General features: G+C 66.3%; 18 protein-coding genes and 1 tRNA gene. 8 read left to right on the top strand and 11 right to left on the bottom strand.

Annotation, left to right across the window (positions count from 1 at the left end; translation table 11 throughout):
- Positions 1-119 precede the first annotated feature (119 nt).
- Positions 120-479, top strand: coding sequence for an alcohol dehydrogenase catalytic domain-containing protein (locus BDW16_RS21745; RefSeq protein ID WP_075152482.1), 360 nt, complete (start codon positions 120-122; stop codon positions 477-479).
- Positions 480-1,873: 1,394 nt separating this feature from the next.
- Here BDW16_RS21745 and BDW16_RS18815 read toward each other — a convergent pair.
- Positions 1,874-1,948, bottom strand: a tRNA-Gln gene (locus BDW16_RS18815).
- Positions 1,949-2,000: 52 nt separating this feature from the next.
- On the bottom strand, positions 2,001-3,077 hold the full coding sequence (locus BDW16_RS18810; protein WP_066574229.1) for a branched-chain amino acid aminotransferase: 1,077 nt from the start codon (positions 3,075-3,077) through the stop codon (positions 2,001-2,003).
- A gap of 108 nt (positions 3,078-3,185) precedes the next feature.
- Between BDW16_RS18810 and BDW16_RS18805 the strand changes: the two genes are divergently transcribed.
- Positions 3,186-3,668: a MarR family winged helix-turn-helix transcriptional regulator gene (locus BDW16_RS18805; RefSeq protein ID WP_066574965.1), complete on the top strand. Its 483-nt coding sequence runs from the start codon at positions 3,186-3,188 to the stop codon at positions 3,666-3,668.
- Between the two features lies 1 nt (position 3,669).
- On the opposite strand, the gene BDW16_RS18800 is transcribed toward BDW16_RS18805, so the two are convergent.
- The 7 genes from BDW16_RS18800 to BDW16_RS18770 form a co-directional block, all read right to left on the bottom strand.
- Positions 3,670-4,275, bottom strand: coding sequence for a hemerythrin domain-containing protein (locus BDW16_RS18800; RefSeq protein ID WP_066574231.1), 606 nt, complete (start codon positions 4,273-4,275; stop codon positions 3,670-3,672).
- 59 nt (positions 4,276-4,334) lie between these two features.
- Positions 4,335-5,138 (bottom strand): pyrroline-5-carboxylate reductase family protein, encoded by an 804-nt coding sequence (locus BDW16_RS18795; protein WP_083954179.1) that lies wholly within the window; start codon positions 5,136-5,138, stop codon positions 4,335-4,337.
- Between the two features lie 258 nt (positions 5,139-5,396).
- Positions 5,397-5,915, bottom strand: a complete 519-nt coding sequence (locus BDW16_RS18790; RefSeq protein WP_066574236.1) for a type III secretion system chaperone family protein — start codon at positions 5,913-5,915, stop codon at positions 5,397-5,399.
- A gap of 111 nt (positions 5,916-6,026) precedes the next feature.
- On the bottom strand, positions 6,027-6,335 hold the full coding sequence (locus tag BDW16_RS18785; protein WP_066574239.1) for an accessory factor UbiK family protein: 309 nt from the start codon (positions 6,333-6,335) through the stop codon (positions 6,027-6,029).
- A gap of 28 nt (positions 6,336-6,363) precedes the next feature.
- Positions 6,364-6,915, bottom strand: coding sequence for a TspO/MBR family protein (locus tag BDW16_RS18780; RefSeq protein WP_066574243.1), 552 nt, complete (start codon positions 6,913-6,915; stop codon positions 6,364-6,366).
- Positions 6,916-6,977: 62 nt separating this feature from the next.
- Positions 6,978-10,073, bottom strand: coding sequence for an efflux RND transporter permease subunit (locus BDW16_RS18775; protein WP_066574247.1), 3,096 nt, complete (start codon positions 10,071-10,073; stop codon positions 6,978-6,980).
- Positions 10,073-11,164 (bottom strand): efflux RND transporter periplasmic adaptor subunit, encoded by a 1,092-nt coding sequence (locus BDW16_RS18770; RefSeq protein WP_066574251.1) that lies wholly within the window; start codon positions 11,162-11,164, stop codon positions 10,073-10,075. The genes BDW16_RS18775 and BDW16_RS18770 overlap by 1 nt, the downstream gene beginning before the upstream one ends.
- Positions 11,165-11,373: 209 nt before the next feature.
- Between BDW16_RS18770 and BDW16_RS18765 the strand changes: the two genes are divergently transcribed.
- The 6 genes from BDW16_RS18765 to BDW16_RS18745 all read left to right on the top strand — a co-directional run bounded on the left by BDW16_RS18765 (position 11,374) and on the right by BDW16_RS18745 (position 15,839).
- Positions 11,374-12,480, top strand: coding sequence for a DUF47 family protein (locus BDW16_RS18765; protein ID WP_237241143.1), 1,107 nt, complete (start codon positions 11,374-11,376; stop codon positions 12,478-12,480).
- A gap of 8 nt (positions 12,481-12,488) precedes the next feature.
- Positions 12,489-13,502: an inorganic phosphate transporter gene (locus BDW16_RS18760; protein WP_066574256.1), complete on the top strand. Its 1,014-nt coding sequence runs from the start codon at positions 12,489-12,491 to the stop codon at positions 13,500-13,502.
- A 172-nt stretch (positions 13,503-13,674) separates the two neighbouring features.
- On the top strand, positions 13,675-13,887 hold the full coding sequence (locus BDW16_RS18755) for a cold-shock protein (protein WP_066574259.1): 213 nt from the start codon (positions 13,675-13,677) through the stop codon (positions 13,885-13,887).
- Between the two features lie 56 nt (positions 13,888-13,943).
- Positions 13,944-14,138, top strand: a complete 195-nt coding sequence (locus BDW16_RS18750) for a hypothetical protein (protein ID WP_075152499.1) — start codon at positions 13,944-13,946, stop codon at positions 14,136-14,138.
- A gap of 280 nt (positions 14,139-14,418) precedes the next feature.
- Complete coding sequence (locus BDW16_RS21410) at positions 14,419-14,565, top strand: hypothetical protein (protein ID WP_157081369.1); 147 nt, start codon at positions 14,419-14,421, stop codon at positions 14,563-14,565.
- Positions 14,566-14,663: 98 nt separating this feature from the next.
- Positions 14,664-15,839, top strand: coding sequence for a GGDEF domain-containing protein (locus tag BDW16_RS18745; protein WP_066574263.1), 1,176 nt, complete (start codon positions 14,664-14,666; stop codon positions 15,837-15,839).
- Between the two features lie 45 nt (positions 15,840-15,884).
- Here the strand turns inward: BDW16_RS18745 and BDW16_RS18740 are convergent, their stop codons facing one another.
- Positions 15,885-17,144, bottom strand: a complete 1,260-nt coding sequence (locus BDW16_RS18740) for a tetratricopeptide repeat protein (protein ID WP_083629761.1) — start codon at positions 17,142-17,144, stop codon at positions 15,885-15,887.
- 99 nt (positions 17,145-17,243) lie between these two features.
- Complete coding sequence (locus BDW16_RS18735) at positions 17,244-18,632, bottom strand: helix-turn-helix domain-containing protein (protein WP_066574267.1); 1,389 nt, start codon at positions 18,630-18,632, stop codon at positions 17,244-17,246.
- Between the last annotated feature and the right edge of the window lie 133 nt (positions 18,633-18,765).

Below are 18,765 nucleotides of genomic sequence, written 5' to 3'. Positions count from 1 at the left end.
TGGCTGCTGCAATTCATCTCGACCGCGCTGATCGATGGCTGGGTGGCAGTGATCGCCTGGACCCATCGCTGAGCACGAGGGCCTCTGCCCTCGCGAGGTGACCGCAAGGAGGATTTCACATGGCCAACAAGATGCGCGCGACGATCTTCCTTGAGCCGGGCCGGCTGGTCCTGGGTGAAAAGCCGGTGCCCGAGGTCGGCCTGCTCGATGCGCTGATGCGCATCACCACGACGACCATCTGCGGGACGGATATCCATATCCTCAAGGGCGAATACCCCGTCGCTCCGGGCCTGACGATCGGCCACGAACCAGTCGGCATGATCGAGAAGCTCGGCTCGGCCGTGCAAGGCTATCGCGAAGGCCAGCGAGTCATCGCCGGTGCGATTACGCCGTCGGGCTGGTCCAACGCATCGCTCGACGGCTGCCACGCGCAGTGCGGTGCAGGCACCGCGCACGGCTGGAAAGCGATCGGCGGCTGACGTTTCGGCGACACGGTCGACGGGGCGCAGGCCGACTATCTGCTTGTCCCCAACGCGATGGCCAATCTCGCGCCGATCCCGGACGGTCTCACCGATGAGCAGGTGCTGATGTGACCCGACATGCTCTCGACCGGCTTCGGAGGCGCGGAGACGGGCAAGATCCGTATCGGCGACGCGGTCGCAGTGTTCGCGCAAGGGACCGATCGGCCTCTGCGCGACGGCTGGCGCTCGGCTCATGGGGGCGGCAGCGATCGTTCCGAACGTCAGAAATGGGGGCGCGTTGCAGTCTTTCAGCAACAGCCAATGAAGAGACGCTCAGATTCCCTGCCACGGCCCGCTGATACGCGCATCAATTATCAGGATTACGACACGGTGCCCCTTTTTCGGCCCGGGCCTTGTCTCTGATGGCGATGTCGCCGACGCGCTGGTGAACGGGCTCGGTCCGGCCAGAATGTAGATCGCGTGTGGGCACCAACTCTACGACCGGGATAGCTGACGTTCTGTTCCGGACGCTTCGCAAGGTTGGTATCTGGCTTCGTTCTCACGGAATTTGAGTCTCACCGACTGTCAGCTACAACGTAGTTCTAACTCCCACACTCATCATCGTTCGCCGCACGAGGCCGCGGCGCATCAAGCGCGGCAGCACGCGATCCCGTGCCTGGTACCAACCCTGTGTGCGCGGACCTTCCATTCGTTCGGCCGGGAAAACCCACTCATGATTGGATGGATCAGTCGCCGCCCCCAAGCAACAAGCTCGATACGACGCGCGCAGCTGTTCTTGGCGCGATGGGCGGGTATCTCCCATACCCCCCGACGACTTCATCGCATAGATGCAACGCTGAGCCAGCGTCGGCGCGATATCGCGGGTGTAGATGCCCAACTTGTCCTTGATCGTACGGGGCTTGTTCGGCTTTTTCGCACGAGAAGCACGCGCTTCACGTGCACGCTCTGCGGCTTCTTCCGCTCGTCTGACCTCACGCGGATCGATGCCGGTCTCGACCTGATCATTTAATGCGGCCGCCCATTCGCGGGCGTCCTCATCCTATGCGTGGGGAACCTACCGAGGGTCCGCCTGATCAATGCGCCGTCGCCGGCCAGCCGACGCTCGTACTTCCACACCTTCCTGCCGCTTGGCAGCACCTCGATCATCAGGTCTGGCGTGCGAGGGTCCTGTAGCCTGCCCTGCCTGAGCGAATCGATCGACGCAGGGCTGAAGGTTGCAATTCGTGCCAGTGCCGACTCCTTGGCCGGCACCCCGAAGGCACAAAATCATGAGACAAATCGTGAGACAATTGCCGCCCAAACCGGTCAAACCCGGTCCAACTCGCCGAACAACTCATCGCAGTGCTTCTCCCGTGATTTCAACTCCTTGGAGCCGAAACACAAGGGAATGCTGGCTGGGGCGGCTGGATTCGAACCAGCGCATGGCGGTACCAAAAACCGCTGCCTTACCGCTTGGCTACGCCCCAGCATGTGCGGAAGGCACGCCCTTAGAGCGCGCCTTCCGACTTGAAAAGGGGGTCAACCGAAACGATGCACCCAGCCATGGATGTCGGGCGCCTGGCCGCGCTGGATCGCGGTGAGGCGGGCCTTCAGCGCTTCGGTCACCTGGCCCGGACCGCCGCTGCCGATCGTGAACTCGCCATCCCGGCTCTTCACCTTGCCCACCGGGGTCACCACCGCTGCGGTGCCGCAGGCAAAGGTCTCGACCAGCTTGCCGCTTCCCGCGTCCGCCTTCCACTGGTCGATCGCATAGGGTTCCTCGCGCACCGTGATGCCCTGCTCGCGCGCCAGCGTCAGGATCGATTCGCGGGTGATGCCGGGCAGGATCGTTCCGCCCAGCGGCGGGGTGACCATGCTGCCGTCGTCGAACACGAAGAACAGGTTCATGCCGCCCAATTCCTCGACCCAGCGGCGCTCGACCGCATCGAGGAACACCACCTGATCGCAGCCCTCGCGGATCGCTTCGGCCTGCGCAACGAGGCTTGAGGCATAGTTGCCGCCGCACTTGGCCGCGCCCGTGCCGCCCGGCGCTGCGCGGGTATAGTGGTCGGAAACCCAGATCGTCACCGCCGGCGCGCCGCCCTTGAAATAGGCGCCCGCGGGCGATGCGATGACGAGGTAGAGATATTCCGACGCCGGCTTCACGCCCAGGAACACCTCGCTCGCGAACATGAACGGACGCAGATAGAGCGAGCCGCCCTCGATCTGCGGGATCCACTCGCGATCGGCCTTCACCAGCGCCTCGATCGATCCCAGGAACAGGTCGTCGGGCAGTTCGGGCATCGCCATGCGCTGCGCGGATTCGCGGAAGCGACGAGCATTCTCCAGCGGACGAAACAGCGCGGTGCCTTCGTCGCCGGTACGATAGGCCTTGAGGCCCTCGAAAATCTCTTGGGCATAATGGAGCACCGCGGTCGCGGGATCGAGGCTGAGCGGCCCCCGCGCGACGACCTTGGCGTCGTGCCAGCCTTTGGTATCGCTCCAGCGTACCATCGCCATGTGATCGGTGAACAGCTTGCCGAAACCGGGGTTCTCCAGAAGCGCGGCACGCTCGCTGGCGGGAACCGGATTGGGGTTGGCTTCGAACTCGAACATTGCGCTGCTCACGTCACTCTCTCCTGTTCAAGGCGTCAGCACCATCACGCCAATGGCATCCAAGATGCCGGTTGCGCACGCCTAAGCCCGATGGCAAAACAGGTCAACATGGCTGTCCCAACTGCCTCTCCCCTGTTCCTCCGCGAAGCCGAGATCCGGCGCGGCGTAGAGCTGCTCTATTTCGGCTACAGCCATTTGACGCGCTCGATCGACGAGGGGCTGGCGGCGCAGGGCCTTGGTCGCGCGCATCACCGCGCGCTCTACTTCATCGCGCGCCAGCCCGATCTGACGGTGGGGGAGCTGATCGCGCTGCTCGCGATCACCAAACAGTCGCTCGGCCGCGTCCTTGCGGATCTCACCGATCGCGGGCTGATCGAGACGCGCCCGGGCCGCGAGGACCGCCGCCAGCGCCTGCTGCGCCTGACCGCAGAGGGAACGGCGCTGGAGAGCCAGCTCTTCGAAGCGCTGCGCGACAAGCTCGCCGCTGCCTATTCGAGCGCGGGCCAGGGTGCGGTCGGCGGCTTCTGGGCGGTATTGGAGGGGTTGATCCCCGAGGCCGAGCGCAAGCGCGTCTCGGCCCTGGGGCGATAGTTCAGGCGACCTTGAACCCTTCCTTGTTCATCGCCTTGGTGAGCAGCGCATTCTTCTCTTCCGTCAGCTGCGTGCGCAGCGCAGGAAACAGCCGCTCCTCCTCCTCGTCCATATGCTCCTCAAGATCGGCGCGGAACTTCCGCACCTTCTCAAGGAACGCCGGACCGGTCTTGGGCATGTTCTCCAACTCGTAGAGATACTGCTTCACATAGCCGTGCTCCTTGGTGAGCGCGTCGGCCTCCTCGATCTTCCCCGCCTCGCGCAGCGCGGGGTAGATCACATTCTCTTCCTCGATCGCGTGCTTGGCGAGCGCGTGCTTGATCTGCATCAACAGCATCGTGCGCCGTCCCGTGTCCTTGTCGTCCGTCGCCTCGATGGTATCGAACAGTTTGAGCACCGCCTGATGCTCGGCGATCAGCCCGTCCATCCAGTCACCGGCCAGCGCCGTTGCCGATTGTACTGCGGCCTTGCGGCCCAGCATCGCCAGCACGCCGAGCGCAGCACCGCCTGCGACCGCGCCGGCGATCGGACCGTAGCCGCCGAACCACGAACCATTTTCTTCCTTGAAGCGGCCCTTGCTGTCGCGGGCCTGCGTCGTCGTCGCCATGATCTGCCTCCGTCGAAAGGGTGTGGCACATCAACCCTTTGCGACCGGCGACGTTCCGTTCAGCCGCGTGCGGCAGCGGCCATTTCGGCGTCCCGGCGCACCGATGCGGCGAGCGTCTCCGTTATCAGCCGAATGAGCGCATCGTCGGCGTCGAGCACATTCAGGCCGGCACGCGTCGATCCGCCCGGGCTCGCCACCTTGTCGGCCAGCATGCCCGGCGTGTCCGTCGATCCCGCCGCCAGCAGCGCCCCGCCCTCGGCCGTCGCCAGCGCCAGCCGCAGCGCCTGCTCCGCCGGAAGCCCGAGCGCGGCCCCGCCTGCTGCCAGCGCATCGACGAACCGGTAGACAAACGCAGGCCCGCTCCCGGCGAGCGCGCCAACCACGGCGAAGTGCACCGCCTCGACCCACTCGACCAGCCCGAGCGGCGCCATCAGCGCCTGGGCCTGCGCGCGCGCATCTGCGCTCGCGCCCTCCGAATGGAGCGCCACGACGCCCATGCCGATCTCGACCGGAAGATTGGGCATCGCGCGCACGATCGCCCGCGCCTCGAACCGCGCCGCCAGCGCAGCCTCGTCCGCGCCGGCAAGGATGGAGATCAGCAACGGCACCCCGGCAATCCGCCCGGCGATCTGCCCCGCGACCTCGTCGATCTGCTGCGGCTTCACCCCCAGCATCACCGCATCGGGCAGCGCGCCTTGGGGCAGTACCCGCCCCTGCCGCACGCCCTCGGGCAGGTCCTGCTCGCGCCGGTTGAGCACGAACACGTCCGCGCCACGCACGGTCCCCGCCGCAACCCAGCGCCGCAGCATCGCCCCAGCCATATTGCCGCAACCGATCAGCCAGAGGGTCTTTGGAAGGGTCACAGGGCGTTGCCTCACTTGTTCAGCTCGATCCGGATACTGTCAGCCAAACGGACATTCAGAGCAGCGACATGCTCCATGATCCCATCAAGACGCCCGGCCGTTAGCGGTTCTTCCTGGTTGGTCAGTGCCATCAAATGGCCCGCGAGATAATGGAGCAGACGTTCCCGTGACGCCGTTGCGAGTTCAGTTCGAAGCAAGGCCGGCATCCCTTATCAACCCCGCCGAAGCGCAGATGATCGCCGATCGCGAGCCTGATCCTCAGGCCTCGCCCTGCGTCTCGATCAGCGCTGCGGCGATCGCCTCACGCGGCGACTTGCCGCCCCACAGCACGAACTGGAACACGGGGTAGAAACGCTCGCACTCGTCGATCGCGCTTTCGACCAGCAATTCGGTCTGGGCGAGCGTCATCGACGCGCCGCTCGTGTCGCCGTCGCCCTCGCCCGGAATCATCGCAGCGTGGCGGAACAGCAGGATGCCGCTCGACGACCACAGCTCGAAATGGCCGATCCACAGCTGCTCGTTGACCAGCCCGATCGTCTCGTAGATGTCGCCGCGCCGCTCCTCGGGCACGCGCACGTCGGGGAAGCCCAGGAACTGGAGCACGCCGTCATCCTCGCGCCAGATCGCGCGCAGCTCATATTCGGTCCAGCTGCCCTTTACGCGTGCGACGATCTCGTCGTCCTCGCGCTCATGGCTCCAGCCATGCGCGGCGTAATAGGTTTCCAGCATGTCGATCGGCGCGGCATCGTCGCGCTCATATTCGCTCTCATCGAGCATCCGGTCGTCCCTCCGCCCGGCCCTTGCCTGAGCGCATGGGTGCCTTGCGGCGCTGCGCCGCACAAGCGGGTTATGGTTATTATAGCCTAAATAGGTGTGGAAAAGCGGGGCTTACGCTTCAGCCGCACCCTTTTTCGGCTTTGCGGCCTTCGGGGCCGCCTTGGGCGCCGCAGCACCGGCCAGCTTCGCCTCGAGCGCGTCGATCCGCGCCTTCAGCGCCTCATTCTCGTCGCGTGCGGCCGCTGCCATCGCCTTCACCGCCTCGAACTCGTCGCGCGCGACGAAGTCCATGCCACCGACGAAACCCTTGAATCGCTCGCGCGCCGCCGCCTCACCCTCGCGGGCCATGCCCGCCATGGTGCCGGCCGCGCCGTTCACGAACTTCACGAAATCGTCGAAAATGCGGTTGTCGCTCTGCATGTCAGTCAAGGCCCAGATAGCACGTGTTTCAAACACTCATTTGGGATGTCGAAGAGCCGGGCACAAGAGTTTCCGCATTCGGGTTCAGCCGGTCGATCTGGTAATTGAGCACCGCGGCGAAGCAGAGCCAGGCCAGATACGGCACCATTAGCCACGCCGCACCCTTGCGAATCCGTGCGAAGACGAACGTCGTCGCGAGCGCCAGCGCGAGGATCAGGACGAGCAGCAGCAATGCCGCCGACACCTGATGATAGCCGAAGAACAAGGGGGACCAGGCAAGGTTCGCCGCCATCTGCGCCGCAAAGAGGATCAGCGCCGGCCGTCGCAGCCGCGAACCGCGCGCATTGACGATCATCGCCAGCGCCAGCCCCAGCAGCACGTAGAGCGTGGTCCATGCCACGGGAAACACCCGTCCCGGCGGCGTCGCCTCCGGCTTGACCAGCATCTGGTACCAGCCATTCTCCTCTCCGCTCGGGAACAGCCGTCCCGACGCGAAGCCCAGCAGCAGGATGAACGGAACCGTGACGATCGCCCAGCGCAGAAAGGCGAGGCGCAACTGACCCTTGGACGCTATCTCCATCGCACCCCTCTACCGGGCGAGTTTTACCCGGACGTTACGCGACCATATCCATTCCGCGGCCGTCACTCGGCAGCCTGGGGTTCGCCCATCGCCGCTTCCAGCTCGCGGCTCACTGCTTGGGGCGAACCGGTCCACTTCGCAAGCCTGCTGTACAGGATCGGGATGAGGAACAGGGTGATCATCGTCGCGAGGATGACGCCAAACACGATCACGACGCCGATCGCCTGCCGCGCCGCCGCACCCGCGCCGCTCGCGAACATCAGCGGCACCGCGCCCGCGGCCATCGCGATCGAGGTCATCAGGATCGCCCGCAGGCGGCGGGCAGAGGCCTGGCGGATCGCCTCGGCGATGCTCCTGCCCTCGTCGCGCAGCTGGTTGGCGAACTCGACGATCAGGATGCCGTTCTTGGCCGCGAGGCCTACCAGCATCACGATGCCGATCTGGCTGTAGAGGTTCAGCGTCTTCCCCATCACCGCCAGGCCGAGGACGCCCCCGGCCACCGCCAGCGGCACGGTCATGATGATCACGCCGGGATGGACGAAGCTCTCGAACTGCGCCGCCAGCACCAGATAGACGATCAGGATGGTCAGGCCGAATACCAGCAGGATCGACCCGCCGGTCTCGACGAACGCCTGGCTCTCGCCGCGATAGCCCACCGCGATCACCTCGGGCGACGCCGCGGCCTGTTCCTGCAGGAAGGTCAGCGCCTCGCCCAGCGAATAGCCGGGCGCGACCGCACCCGACAACGTGATCGCGCGCAGCTTGTTGAACCGGCCCAGGTCGCGCGGCCCCGAAACCTCGCGCGTGGTGACCAGGTTCGACAGCGGCACCAGCGACCCGTCGCGAGCGCGCACCTGGATGGTCGACAGGTTCGCCAGCGTCGCGCGGCCCGCCGCGTCTGCCTGCACGATCACGCGATATTCCTCGCCGCGATCGACATAGGTCGATACGCGCCGCGAACCGAGCAGGGTCTGCAACGCCTGGCTGACATCGTTCACCGACACGCCGAGGTCGCCCGCACGCGTCGTATCCACATCGACGCGAAGCTGCGGCTTGGTTTCCTTGTAATCGGAATCGAGGTTGATGATTCCCGGATTCTGCGCCGCCGCGGCCAGGATGCGGTCGCGCGCCTTGGCCAGATCCTCATAGGTCGTCCCCGCCAGCACGAAGCCGATCGGCTGCCCGCGTCCGCGGCCCAGTGCCGAGCGGACCTGCGCGTTGCCGCGTATCGCCGGCTCGTTGACGAGGATGCGGTTGATCTGCTGCGCGACCTGCTGCGTGGTCGTCGTTCGGTCCTCCCAAGGCTTGAGGAAGACGATGAACATGCCGCTGTTGAAATCGTCGCTCGCGCCGAACCCGCCCGGGGTGCGGCTGATCACGGTGCGAACCGCACCTTCGTTGAGCAGCGGGAGCAGCTTTTCCTGCGTCTGGACGACATAGCGGTCCATCTGGTCGAAGCCGGTACCCTCCGGCGCGCTCAGCTGCACCTGCGCCACGCCCTGATCCTCGGCCGGCACCAGCTCGGACTGGAGCGTCAGGAAGCCGCCCACCGCGACGCCGAGAAACAGCAGAACGCCGATCATCGGGATCAGCGGCCGGTTGATCGCCTTGTCGAGCCAGCGGCCATAGAAATTCTCGAGCTTCTGGAACTTGTCGTCCACCCAGCCGGTGAAACGCCCGCGCTCCTGCTTCTTGAGCATCTTGGAGCACAGCATCGGCGTCAGGCTGAGCGCAAGGAAACCCGAAAACGCCACTGCACCGATCATCGCCACCGCGAGCTCGCGGAACAACAGACCGGTCTGCCCGGCGAGGAAACAGATCGGCACGAACACTGCGCACACGACGAGGGTGGTGGAAATCACCGCGAAGCCCACCTGCCGCGTGCCCTTGAACGCTGCGACCAGGGGCGGTTCGCCTTCCTCGATGCGATGGTACACATTCTCGAGCACGACGATCGCGTCGTCGACGACCAGGCCGATCGCCAGCACCAGCGCCAGCAGCGTGAGCAGGTTGATCGAGAAGCCGAACGCCCACAGCACCGCGAACGCGCCGAGCAGGCAGATCGGCACCGTCACCGCCGGGATCAGCGTCGCGCGCCAAGATCCCAGGAACAGGAAGATGACCAGCACCACCAGCACCGCGGCTTCGGCCAGCGTGTGCCACACGCCCTCGATCGCGCGGCCTATGAACAGCGAATCGTCCGATCCGACCGTGATCGTCATGCCTTCGGGCAGGTCCAGCCCGGCCGCGGTCTTCTTGGCCGCATCGGCCACTGCCAGCGTGTTCGCGCCCGATTGGCGGACGATACCCATGCCGACCGCCGACTGGCCGTTCATGCGGAAGGTCGTGTACGGGTTCTCCGCGCCCTGCTCGACCTTGGCGATGTCACCCAGCTTGACCTGATAGCCGTCCGGGCCGCGCCCGACCACCAGCCGCGTGAAGCTCTCCGCCGACGCAAAGGGCCGGTCGACGCGCAGCGTCACATTCTGCTGCTGCGATTCGATGCGTCCGGCCGGAAGCTCCACATTCTGCGTGCGCAGCGCGGTTTCGACGTCCGCCGGGGTCAGCTGGAACGCGGCGAGCTTGTTGGCGTCGAGCCATACGCGCATCGACGGCCGCGCCTCGCCGCCGACGAAGACGCGGGCAACGCCATCGATCGTGCTGAACCGGTCGACCAGGTTGCGGTCGACATAGTCGCTGAGCTCCAGCCGCGACCAGCCCGGACGCGATACGACCAGGAAAAGGATCGGACTGGAATCGGCGTCCACCTTGCGCACTTCGGGTGCCAGCGCTTCCTCGGGCAGATCTTCGGTCACGCTGCCGATGCGGTCGCGCACGTCGTTGGCGGCGGAATCGATGTCGCGGCCCGGGCGGAACTCGATCGAGATGTCCGAGGATCCGTCGCGCGATCGCGAGGTGATCGTCTGGATCCCTTCGATCCCCGACAGTGCTTCCTCGATCGGCTGGGTGATCCGCGCCTCGACCACACTGGCCGCGGCGCCGGTATAGACCGTCTCGACCGACACGACCGGTGGATCTGTGTCCGGATATTCGCGAACCGACAGGCTCAGGAACGCGACCACGCCGACGATCGTCAGCAGGATCGAAAGGACGGCCGCGAAGACCGGCCGCCGGACCGAGACGTCGGAAAGCTGCATCAGCCGGCCTTGCCGCCAGCCTTGGGCTCATCCGCCTTGGCGGCCGCGCCCGATCGTCCCTTGGCATTGTCCGCCGCGCCGGTGCGCACCGCCTGGCCATCGGCAATCTTGACGACCCCCTCGGTCACCACGCGCTGACCGGCGCGCAGACCGTCGACGATCTCGACCATCCCGTTCTGACGCAGCCCGGTACGGACCTGCACCCGCTTCGCCTTGCCGTTCTCGACGGTGAAGACGAACATGTTCTCGCCCTCGCCCACCAGCGCCAGCTCGGGAACCGCGGGCACGGTTCGTTCGGCGGACTCGATCGTCACCGTCAGCAACATGCCCGGCTTCAGCCTGCGGTCGCCATTCGCCAGCACCGCGCGCACGGTCGTCGCGCGGGTCTGGGGGTTCAGTACGGGATCGACGGTATCCACCGTCCCTCGAAAGGGTTGGTCGGGATAGGCGGCGGCGACTGCCACGATCGGCTGGCCAGGCTTCAACTGCGCCAGCAGCGTCTCGGGCACGGGGAAATCGAGCTTGATGCGGCTGACGTCGCTGACGGTCACGATCTCGGTCCCCGCCGTCACCACCGCCCCGGCGGAGATGTTGCGCAGCGAGACCCAGCCGCCGAACGGCGCGCGCACGACGCGGTCGTTGATCCCGGCGCGGGCCTCTGCGGCCTGGGCGTTGGCCTGCCCTGCGAGCGCGACCTGCGTATCGACCGCGCTGCGCGTCGCGAAACCGCGCGCCTTCAGCGCCTCCAGCCGCTCGAGTTGCTGATGCGCCTCGCGGGCCCGTGCCTGTGCCTGTGCAAGCTGGGCGCTCTGCGTCGCGGTCTCGAGCACAGCGATCACCTGTCCCTTCGCCACATAGGCGCCGTCGTCGAAATTGAGGCGAACGATGCGCTGGGTCACCGGCGCGGTCAGCGTCACCTGCTCGTTGGCGCGCGCGGTGCCGACTGCATCGATCCGCTCGACGAAGCGCGCCGGCTGGACCGCCGCCAGCGTCACCAACGGGGCTTCGCGCCCCTTCTTGAGCGCCGCATCGTTGCCGCCGCAGGCCGCCAGAAGGGTTGCGGACGCGCAAAGGGTGAGAATCATTCGCATGGGGGAACGCGCTATGAATACCGGGGAAGGAAGGCAAGCTTGTCTCACCTATTTGTCGCAAAAGTGTGTCAACACCTTGCGCCGCAGCATTGCCACGCCCCGCCGCTGTCCACAGGCTTTGACGTCACACAAACGTCACATCATTGTAACATTCGGCAAAATCGGGCATCGGCGCGCCGGGAGCCGCCACCATTCGCCAGATCGCCGCCTTGCCGTACCGTTCCGAAGGGACCGCCATCGATGCGCCCGTGCGCATCCTGCTGGTCACGTCGCGCGGCACCGGGCGCTGGGTGATCCCCAAGGGCAATGCCGCGGCCGCCGGCTCGGTGCCGCACGCCTGCGCCGCGCGTGAGGCGGAGGAGGAAGCCGGCGTCCACGGCGCCGCCTGCCCCACCCCGCTCGGCTCGTTCCGCTATCGCAAGACGCGCGGCAACGGCGCCTCGCTGATGGTCGATGTCGATGTGTTCCCGCTCGCCGTCACGCATGAGCTGCCCAAATGGAAGGAGCAGCATCAGCGCGAACGGCGCTGGTTCACCCTCGCCGAGGCCGCCAATGCGGTGGACGAGCCCGACCTCGCCGATCTCATCCGCAGCTTCGGCGCTTCCGAATTCAACGCGGCCGCGCGCCGCACCGGCGTGCTTGCCGCCGCCGCCCATAAATCAAGGGTTTCCGAGATGTTCGCCTGGTTCCAGCGCCTGCTCCCGAAGACGGGCAATTTCTTCGAGCTGTTCGAGGCGCATGCGGTGACGATCACTGCGTCGGCCGATGCCCTCGCCCGCCTGTTCCAGGGCGGCGGATCGCCGCAGGACCATATCCGCGAGATCATGGAGCGCGAGCATGATGCAGACGGCATCATCCGCGAAGTGCTTCAGACCGTGCGCAAGACCTTCCTCACCCCGTTCGACCGCAGCGCGATCACCAGCCTGATCGGCGCGATGGACGATGCGGTGGACGAGATGCAGGCCGCCGCCGCCGCGGTCGACCTATACGAGGTCACCGAGTTCGAGCAGGAAATGCGCGACATGGCCGCGATCATCGTCGATGCCGCACGCCTCACCGCCGAGGCGATGCCGCTGCTGCGCGACGTCGCCAAGAACGGCGTCCGCCTCCACGAGCTGACCGAACGTCTGGTCCGCATGGAGGGCCATGCCGACGACATCCACGACGCCGGCGTCAAGCGCGCATTCAAGGCCTATGGCCACGACCCGATGAAGTTCATCGTCGCGCGTGAGATCTACAAGCATCTCGAACGCATCACCGACGCGCTCGAGGACGTCGCGAACGAGATCGACGGCATCGTCATCGATCACGCCTGAGCCGCACGATGCACGAGCTCGCCTTCCCGCTCCTTGTCGGCCTGATCCTGGTCGCGCTGGCGTTCGACTTCCTCAACGGCCTGCACGACGCCGCCAATTCGATCGCCACCGTCGTCGCGACCCGGCTGCTCGGGCCGGTCCAGGCGGTCGCCTTCGCCGCCTTCTTCAACTTCGCCGCCTATTTCCTGACGCTCGCCTGGCCGGAGCTGCACAAGGTCGCCGAAACGATCGGCAAGGGGATCATCGACAAGGACCTGGTCACGCCGGGGGTGGTGTTCGGTGCGCTGATCGGGGCGATATTCTGGAACGTCGTCACCTGGATCAAGGGCATCCCCTCCTCGTCCAGCCACGCGCTGGTCGGCGGCATCGTCGGCGCCGGCGTCGCGCATGCCGGGGTCACCGGCATCGAGTGGAGCGGCCTCAACAAGACGCTCATCGCCATCGTCCTCTCGCCGCTGCTCGGCATGATGCTGGCGATGCTGATCATGCTCGTATCGAGCTGGGCCTTCGCCCGCGCGACCAACCGCACGGCGGAGAAGAGCTTCCGCGCCCTCCACCTCTTCTCCTCGGCCGCCTATTCGGTCAGCCACGGCCTCAACGATGCGCAGAAGACGATGGGGATCATCACCGTCCTGCTCTACTCGACCGGCTACCTCTCGGGCGAGTTCCACGTGCCGCACTGGGTCGCCATCGCCTGTTATGTCGCGATCGCGCTCGGCACGCTGTCGGGCGGATGGAAGATCATCGAGACGATGGGCAGCCGCATCACCAAGCTGTCGCAGCATCAGGGGTTCAGCGCCTCGATGGGCGGGTCGATCATGGTGTTCACCGCGTCGCTGCTCGGCATCCCGGTGTCGACCACCCACACGATCACCGGCAGCATCATCGGCGCCGGCACCGCCCGCCGTGCCTCGGCCGTGCGTTGGGGCGTCGCGCGCAACGTCATCTGGGCGTGGTTCATCACCATCCCCGCGTCCGCCGCCGTCGGCGCGCTCTTCTACCTGCTCACGCGCCTGTTCTAGAGGACGTTTTCCAGCCGCCCCCCTTACAATCCGGTTCCGGCACCCCATATAGGGCCTGCTTTAGTCGCAAATCGACGGTACTCGGAGCTTTGCGGCCCCTTTCTCCTTCTTTCTGCAACCGCGGCACCGGGCGAATCCGGTCTTCGGCTCGCCCAAACAAGAAGGAAATATCATGAGCATCACCGGCACCGTCAAATTCTTCAACCCCGACAAGGGCTTTGGCTTCATCGCTCCCGATGGCGGCGGCAACGACGCCTTCGTCCACATCTCGGCGGTCGAGCGTTCGGGCATGGCCACCCTCAACCAGGACCAGCGCGTCAGCTACGATCTGGAAGAGGATCGCCGCGGCAAGATGGCCGCGGTCAACATTCAGCACGCCGAATAATCCGTGATCCGCGTGCGGCCTCGCGCCGCACGCGGCTTGCCTCAAGGGAGCCCTGCATGGCCCAAGTCCCCTATCGCGAGCACGCCGCGCGTGCGCGTGCCGATGCCGAATCCGCAACGCTGGACAATGTCCGTGAGCGGTGCCTTCGCGCCGAAGCCGCCTGGCTGGAAATGGCCGAACGGCAGGAAGGCGTCGACCGCGCCCGCGCCAAGCGCGAGCAGCAACATCTTATCCAACAGGAACCTACGTGAATTTCAATTACCACTCTATCGAACGCCCTCTCTTCACCCCACTTCGCGACGCGCCCTACCGGCCTCGCACCTGCCGCCGGAGCGCGGCTGACGCCCGCGCCGCCGCGATCGCCTTCGCCGCAGCTCGCGAGATTCTCGGCTAGCACGCTTTCGCTGGCCGCGCGGGCTCCCGCCTGCTAGACCGGCGGGATCAGCGGACCTTCCTTCGTAAGCACCGTTGGCTGAGAGACATTGCGCGCTCCCGCTTACCCGCCGGAGACACGCTATCGATCCCCAACTGATGAGCGCCTATGCCGTCGCGATCGCGCTTGCCGCGGTGGTCATGACCTTCGCCACGGCCGCCTTTCACCGCGCGCGTGCCCGCCATACCCTGCGGCAAGGCTCGCTTCTCCGGCAGCAACGCCTGCTCGGCTGGTGGCGGCGCTGAGCCGCCCCCTTTTCCCGCACGCGCGTTGACACAATGCCAACCTTTGCCTGCCAACGCCGGGTGACGCCGGATCACAAGCAGGAAGCGCGGCCCCGGGAATGTTCCAGTCGATCGAATTCAGCAGCAAGCCGGGAGACCGCTATGCGCAGCAATTGCGCCGCGGTTTCCGGCGGCTGCGGTTCGAGCCCGAGATCGAGGCCGAGTATCGCCGCAAGCTGATCGAGACCGAACGCCTCCCCGCCGCGATCTGTGCCGGCGCGGGTGCGCTTGTCTGGTTCGCCTTCACCCTGCTCGACCTTCATCGCCTCACGATTCTGGGCCTCTGGGGCCATTTCGATCCGATGGTCTGGCTCTGGGTCGGCGCGCGCTGGTCGGTGCTGGCCCTGCTGGTCGCCGGCGCGATCGTCATTCGAAGGGGGCGTGGCGACTATGGCTGGCTTTCCTGGACGATGTACTCCGCGATGGGCCTCGCCATCGCGGTCACCACAATGATCGTCCACGGCAAAGGCGCGTTCGCGGCGGAGAATGCCCAGATCGTGGTGGTGATGGCGGCCTTCCTCCCGCTCGGCCTCACCTTCCGCCGGGCGCTTGCCGCGGCGCTGCTGGTCGCGCTCGTCTCGGCCTTCATGCTGCTCTTCCTCGATACGCGCCACGGGTTCGGGCACAGCCTCCAGATCGTCGCGATGCTGCTGATGGCGGTGCCGGTCTCGGCGATGGGCGGCTATCTGCGCGAGCATTCGCAACGCCGCCAGTTCCTGCTCACCGCGATTCTCGACCGCCAGGCCAATACCGATCCCCTCACCGGCCTCGCCAATCGCCGCAGCCTGTTCACGCATGCCGAGCGGATCGTGCATCTCGCCACGAAGCAGGGCGTGGCGGTCGCGCTGGCGATCATCGATGTCGATCATTTCAAGCGCTTCAACGACAGCTACGGGCACGGCGCGGGCGATCTGGCGCTTCAACGGATCGCCCACACGCTGTCGGCCGATCTGCGCCACCCGCTCGATATCGCCGCACGCCTTGGCGGCGAGGAATTCTGCATCCTGCTCTACGGCGCCACGCCCGACGACGCGCACGCCCGGTTCGATGGCGTGCTCGCGCGCATCCGCCGCCTCGCCATCCCGCACATCAGATCGCCGGGCGGATTTCTGACCCTCAGCATCGGTGCCGCGACCCTCGCCCGGGGCGAGCGCTTCAACACGCTCGTGTCCCGCGCCGACGCCGCACTCTACCGCGCGAAGCATGAGGGCCGCGACCGGTTGTGCTGGGCGTAGGCCATGCGCCTCCTTCCAGAACCCAGAGAGCGAGAGACCGCCATTCTAAGGATTAGCGGCCAATCCAGACAACCGGGTCTGTGCGGCTTCCCGAAGTTCTGGCCATTGCCGCTCCGGCTTGAGCTGCAATGGGCCTGCCTTCTCACTGATGGCGGCGCTCATTGCAGCCATGCCGGACCTGCAAACCCACCAGGGCTGCGTATCGGCCGGCAGCTTCCGTTCTTCGGCCAACGCAGCATCTACAATCGCGGGCGAAGGCCGCCCGGCACCGAAGAGAAAGCGCAAATCGGGCAGGATGAGCATGTCCCATGCCCGCAGGCTTTCGAGGCTCGCCGGATCGGCGCAGCGGCTCGCATCGTAGGTCATTCGCGTACGCGCGACGAGATACGTCGTCAGGCTTCTGGGCGCATCCTTTACCGCCAACCGCCGGGCGAGTTCATAGAGGTAAGGTGTCGGCAGGCTGGCGGCTTCCCGTTCCAGCCGGGCCAATGTGGCCGGGTCATCATAGGGTGCGTCGTGCACTGCCTGAAACGCGGGATCGAAACCGAAGTTCGGCGGGATGTCCGGATTGTCGAAGGTGCCGTATCGTACCGCCTTGACTTCCGCGGGGTTGGCTGAAGGAACAAGCTGGAAATTCGTAACCTTCGCCTGATTTCTTGCCAGAGCGGCAAGGTGCGCTGCTTGGGCCGTGTTCACGGCTGCAGCCGCATCCAGCCAGGCCAGCCCACGCGCTTCGTCCTTGGGCACAAGCCTACCGGCCAGATATAGCTTGCCGAGTGCCACCGCCGCCTTCGGGAAGCCGTTTGCGGCAGCCATCTCGTACAGGCGTATCGCGCGAGGCACATCGCGCGGCGCTCCTTTGCCGGCCAACAACAGATTGGCGAGAAGGTCGGCCGCCGCCGGGTTACCTCGAGAAGCCGCAGTATCGAGATGTCGAACGGCTTCCGTGTAATTTGGCTGAACTCGCTCGGCCGTTCCGAGAACCGATCCCAGAAAATAGTGCACGGCAGGGTGGTCAGTCGCTGCCGCTGAACGCTTCAACAAATGCACGGCGTCGGCGCTTTTCGCGGGCAAGGACTGTAACGTCGTTACTGCGATTGCCAATGACGGTGCAGCCTCTCCTTTTGCCACACGGGCCGCACAGCTTGGATTGGATTGAACCGTGTCGAGCGTATAGTCTCGACACGCCGGGTCAAACTGCAACGCGCCGTCGTCGCCTTTGAACGGAGCCGTAGGGTCGGCAGGGTTGACCGTAACTGCGGACTGGGGAGTCGCAGCGGCGAGCAAGAGGACAAGTAACGCCATAGCTCGATATGGCACGAATTCTATCGTCTTGGGAATCCCGGCAACCGCAGATATCTTCGTGCGTTACCCGGCTTCTTTCTACCCCTTGCCTCTCGCTTCTCAATCCCCCGCAAACCCGAACGGCGACACCCCTGCCTCGCGCTCGTTGACCAGCATCGTCCGGCCCGCAGGCGCTGCGCTCCGCTGCGGACATTCGCGCGTGCACGCCCGGCAGCCCAGCCCCACCGGGGTTGCCTCGCCGCCGAAGTCCAGCCCGCGCGCCGCCGCCAGCCCGCGCGCCGCGTCCGCCGCCAGCCCCAACGTCACCACGAACCGCGCCTTGACCGCCCCGGCCCAGCCGCCGGGCGGGAAGACGCAGCGCGACGAGGTGAACCAGCGCGACCCGTCCTCCAGCTCGACCAGCTGAACCACCCGCTCGTCGGCGCGCTGGAACGCGGCGTAGGCGTCGAGCAACGGGCACGGCACCGACGATTCCACCAGCGGCGATCCGCTCGCCCCGGCGAAGCGTTTCGACACCTGCCCCGCCCGGTCGATCCGCAGCATGAAGAAGGGCAGTCCACGTGCGCCCACGCGTTGCAGCGTGGTCAGCCGGTGCGCCACCTGCTCCGCGCTCGCCCCGAAGCGCCGCCGCAGCAGTTCCAGGTCATAGCCCGTCGCCTCGCATGCACGCAGGAAGCGGGCATAGGGCATCATCACCGCCGCAGCGAAATAGCTCACCAGATGGCGGCGATAGAGCCGCTCCGCCACGCGGTCGGCGAACCCCGCGCCGCGCACCAGCGCATCGATCTCCGCCCGCGCCTCGACCGCCAGCTGCCGCGCCAGCGCGAACACCCGGCTCGGCGGATCGAGCGCTTCGCTCAGCTGCAATTGCCGCGCATGCAGGTCGAGCCGCACGCGCAGGCCCGATAGTACCTCGATCGGCAGCACCCGGATCGACAGCTGATGCTTGACGCGCAGCCGTTCGGCCATCGCACCCAGCGGGTCGCTCGATGCGATGCGCAGCTCGTCGGCCAGCGTCTCGGCCGCAGCGTCGAGATCGGCGAAATGGTTGCGCCAGCGCTCGACCTCGCGGCGCACCGCCATGCCGGGGTCCTCGCCCTCGCCCGGCATCGCCGCTCCCGCGCCGCCCGCGCCGATCCGGTCATAGGCGCGCGCGAACGCCTCGGCCCCGCCCGGCGCCCCCGCCAGCCATTCGGTCAGCTCGGCACGGTCGATCTCGATATCGGCGAACAGCGGATCGGCCAGCCGTCGCCGCATCGCTTCCTCGCCTCCGCCCGGCTCGCCCGCCGCCAGCGCGCGCGGATCGAAGTCGAACGTCTGGGCAAGGCCCAGCAACAGGGTTGCCGACAGCGGCCGCTGGTTGCGCTCGACCAGGTTGAGATAGCTTGCGGAGACGCCCAGCATCTCCGCCATCGCGGCCTGGGTCAGCGCCTGCGCGCGCCGCAGCCGCCGCACCGCATGCCCCGCGAACAGCTTGCGCTCCGCCATTTTCCTACACGCCCCGTTCCTGTTACGTTCGCCACGCAAAGCGCATGAATACGATTGTCAATTCTTTACAATGTTTCGGATCGCCTGTCACGTGCCAATCACACCGTGACCACGCGCAATCGGCATCGTCTGT

The organism is Sphingomonas koreensis (genome assembly GCF_002797435.1).
GTDB lineage: Bacteria > Pseudomonadota > Alphaproteobacteria > Sphingomonadales > Sphingomonadaceae > Sphingomonas > Sphingomonas koreensis.
The sequence above is the reverse complement of the archived record's forward strand: the minus strand, read 5'-3'. Positions and strand labels throughout refer to the sequence as shown.

What these genes read in the sequence shown, in the direction of transcription:
- BDW16_RS21745 (WP_075152482.1), top strand. Translation starts at nt 120, where the DNA reads ATGGCCAACAAGATGCGCGCGACGATCTTCCTTGAGCCGGGCCGGCTG.
- BDW16_RS18810 (WP_066574229.1), bottom strand. Translation starts at nt 3,077, where the DNA reads ATGTTCGAGTTCGAAGCCAACCCCAATCCGGTTCCCGCCAGCGAGCGT.
- BDW16_RS18805 (WP_066574965.1), top strand. Translation starts at nt 3,186, where the DNA reads ATGGCTGTCCCAACTGCCTCTCCCCTGTTCCTCCGCGAAGCCGAGATC.
- BDW16_RS18800 (WP_066574231.1), bottom strand. Translation starts at nt 4,275, where the DNA reads ATGGCGACGACGACGCAGGCCCGCGACAGCAAGGGCCGCTTCAAGGAA.
- BDW16_RS18790 (WP_066574236.1), bottom strand. Translation starts at nt 5,915, where the DNA reads ATGCTCGATGAGAGCGAATATGAGCGCGACGATGCCGCGCCGATCGAC.
- BDW16_RS18785 (WP_066574239.1), bottom strand. Translation starts at nt 6,335, where the DNA reads ATGCAGAGCGACAACCGCATTTTCGACGATTTCGTGAAGTTCGTGAAC.
- BDW16_RS18780 (WP_066574243.1), bottom strand. Translation starts at nt 6,915, where the DNA reads ATGGAGATAGCGTCCAAGGGTCAGTTGCGCCTCGCCTTTCTGCGCTGG.
- BDW16_RS18775 (WP_066574247.1), bottom strand. Translation starts at nt 10,073, where the DNA reads ATGCAGCTTTCCGACGTCTCGGTCCGGCGGCCGGTCTTCGCGGCCGTC.
- BDW16_RS18770 (WP_066574251.1), bottom strand. Translation starts at nt 11,164, where the DNA reads ATGCGAATGATTCTCACCCTTTGCGCGTCCGCAACCCTTCTGGCGGCC.
- BDW16_RS18760 (WP_066574256.1), top strand. Translation starts at nt 12,489, where the DNA reads ATGCACGAGCTCGCCTTCCCGCTCCTTGTCGGCCTGATCCTGGTCGCG.
- BDW16_RS18755 (WP_066574259.1), top strand. Translation starts at nt 13,675, where the DNA reads ATGAGCATCACCGGCACCGTCAAATTCTTCAACCCCGACAAGGGCTTT.
- BDW16_RS18750 (WP_075152499.1), top strand. Translation starts at nt 13,944, where the DNA reads ATGGCCCAAGTCCCCTATCGCGAGCACGCCGCGCGTGCGCGTGCCGAT.
- BDW16_RS21410 (WP_157081369.1), top strand. Translation starts at nt 14,419, where the DNA reads ATGAGCGCCTATGCCGTCGCGATCGCGCTTGCCGCGGTGGTCATGACC.
- BDW16_RS18745 (WP_066574263.1), top strand. Translation starts at nt 14,664, where the DNA reads ATGTTCCAGTCGATCGAATTCAGCAGCAAGCCGGGAGACCGCTATGCG.
- BDW16_RS18740 (WP_083629761.1), bottom strand. Translation starts at nt 17,144, where the DNA reads ATGGCGTTACTTGTCCTCTTGCTCGCCGCTGCGACTCCCCAGTCCGCA.
- BDW16_RS18735 (WP_066574267.1), bottom strand. Translation starts at nt 18,632, where the DNA reads ATGGCGGAGCGCAAGCTGTTCGCGGGGCATGCGGTGCGGCGGCTGCGG.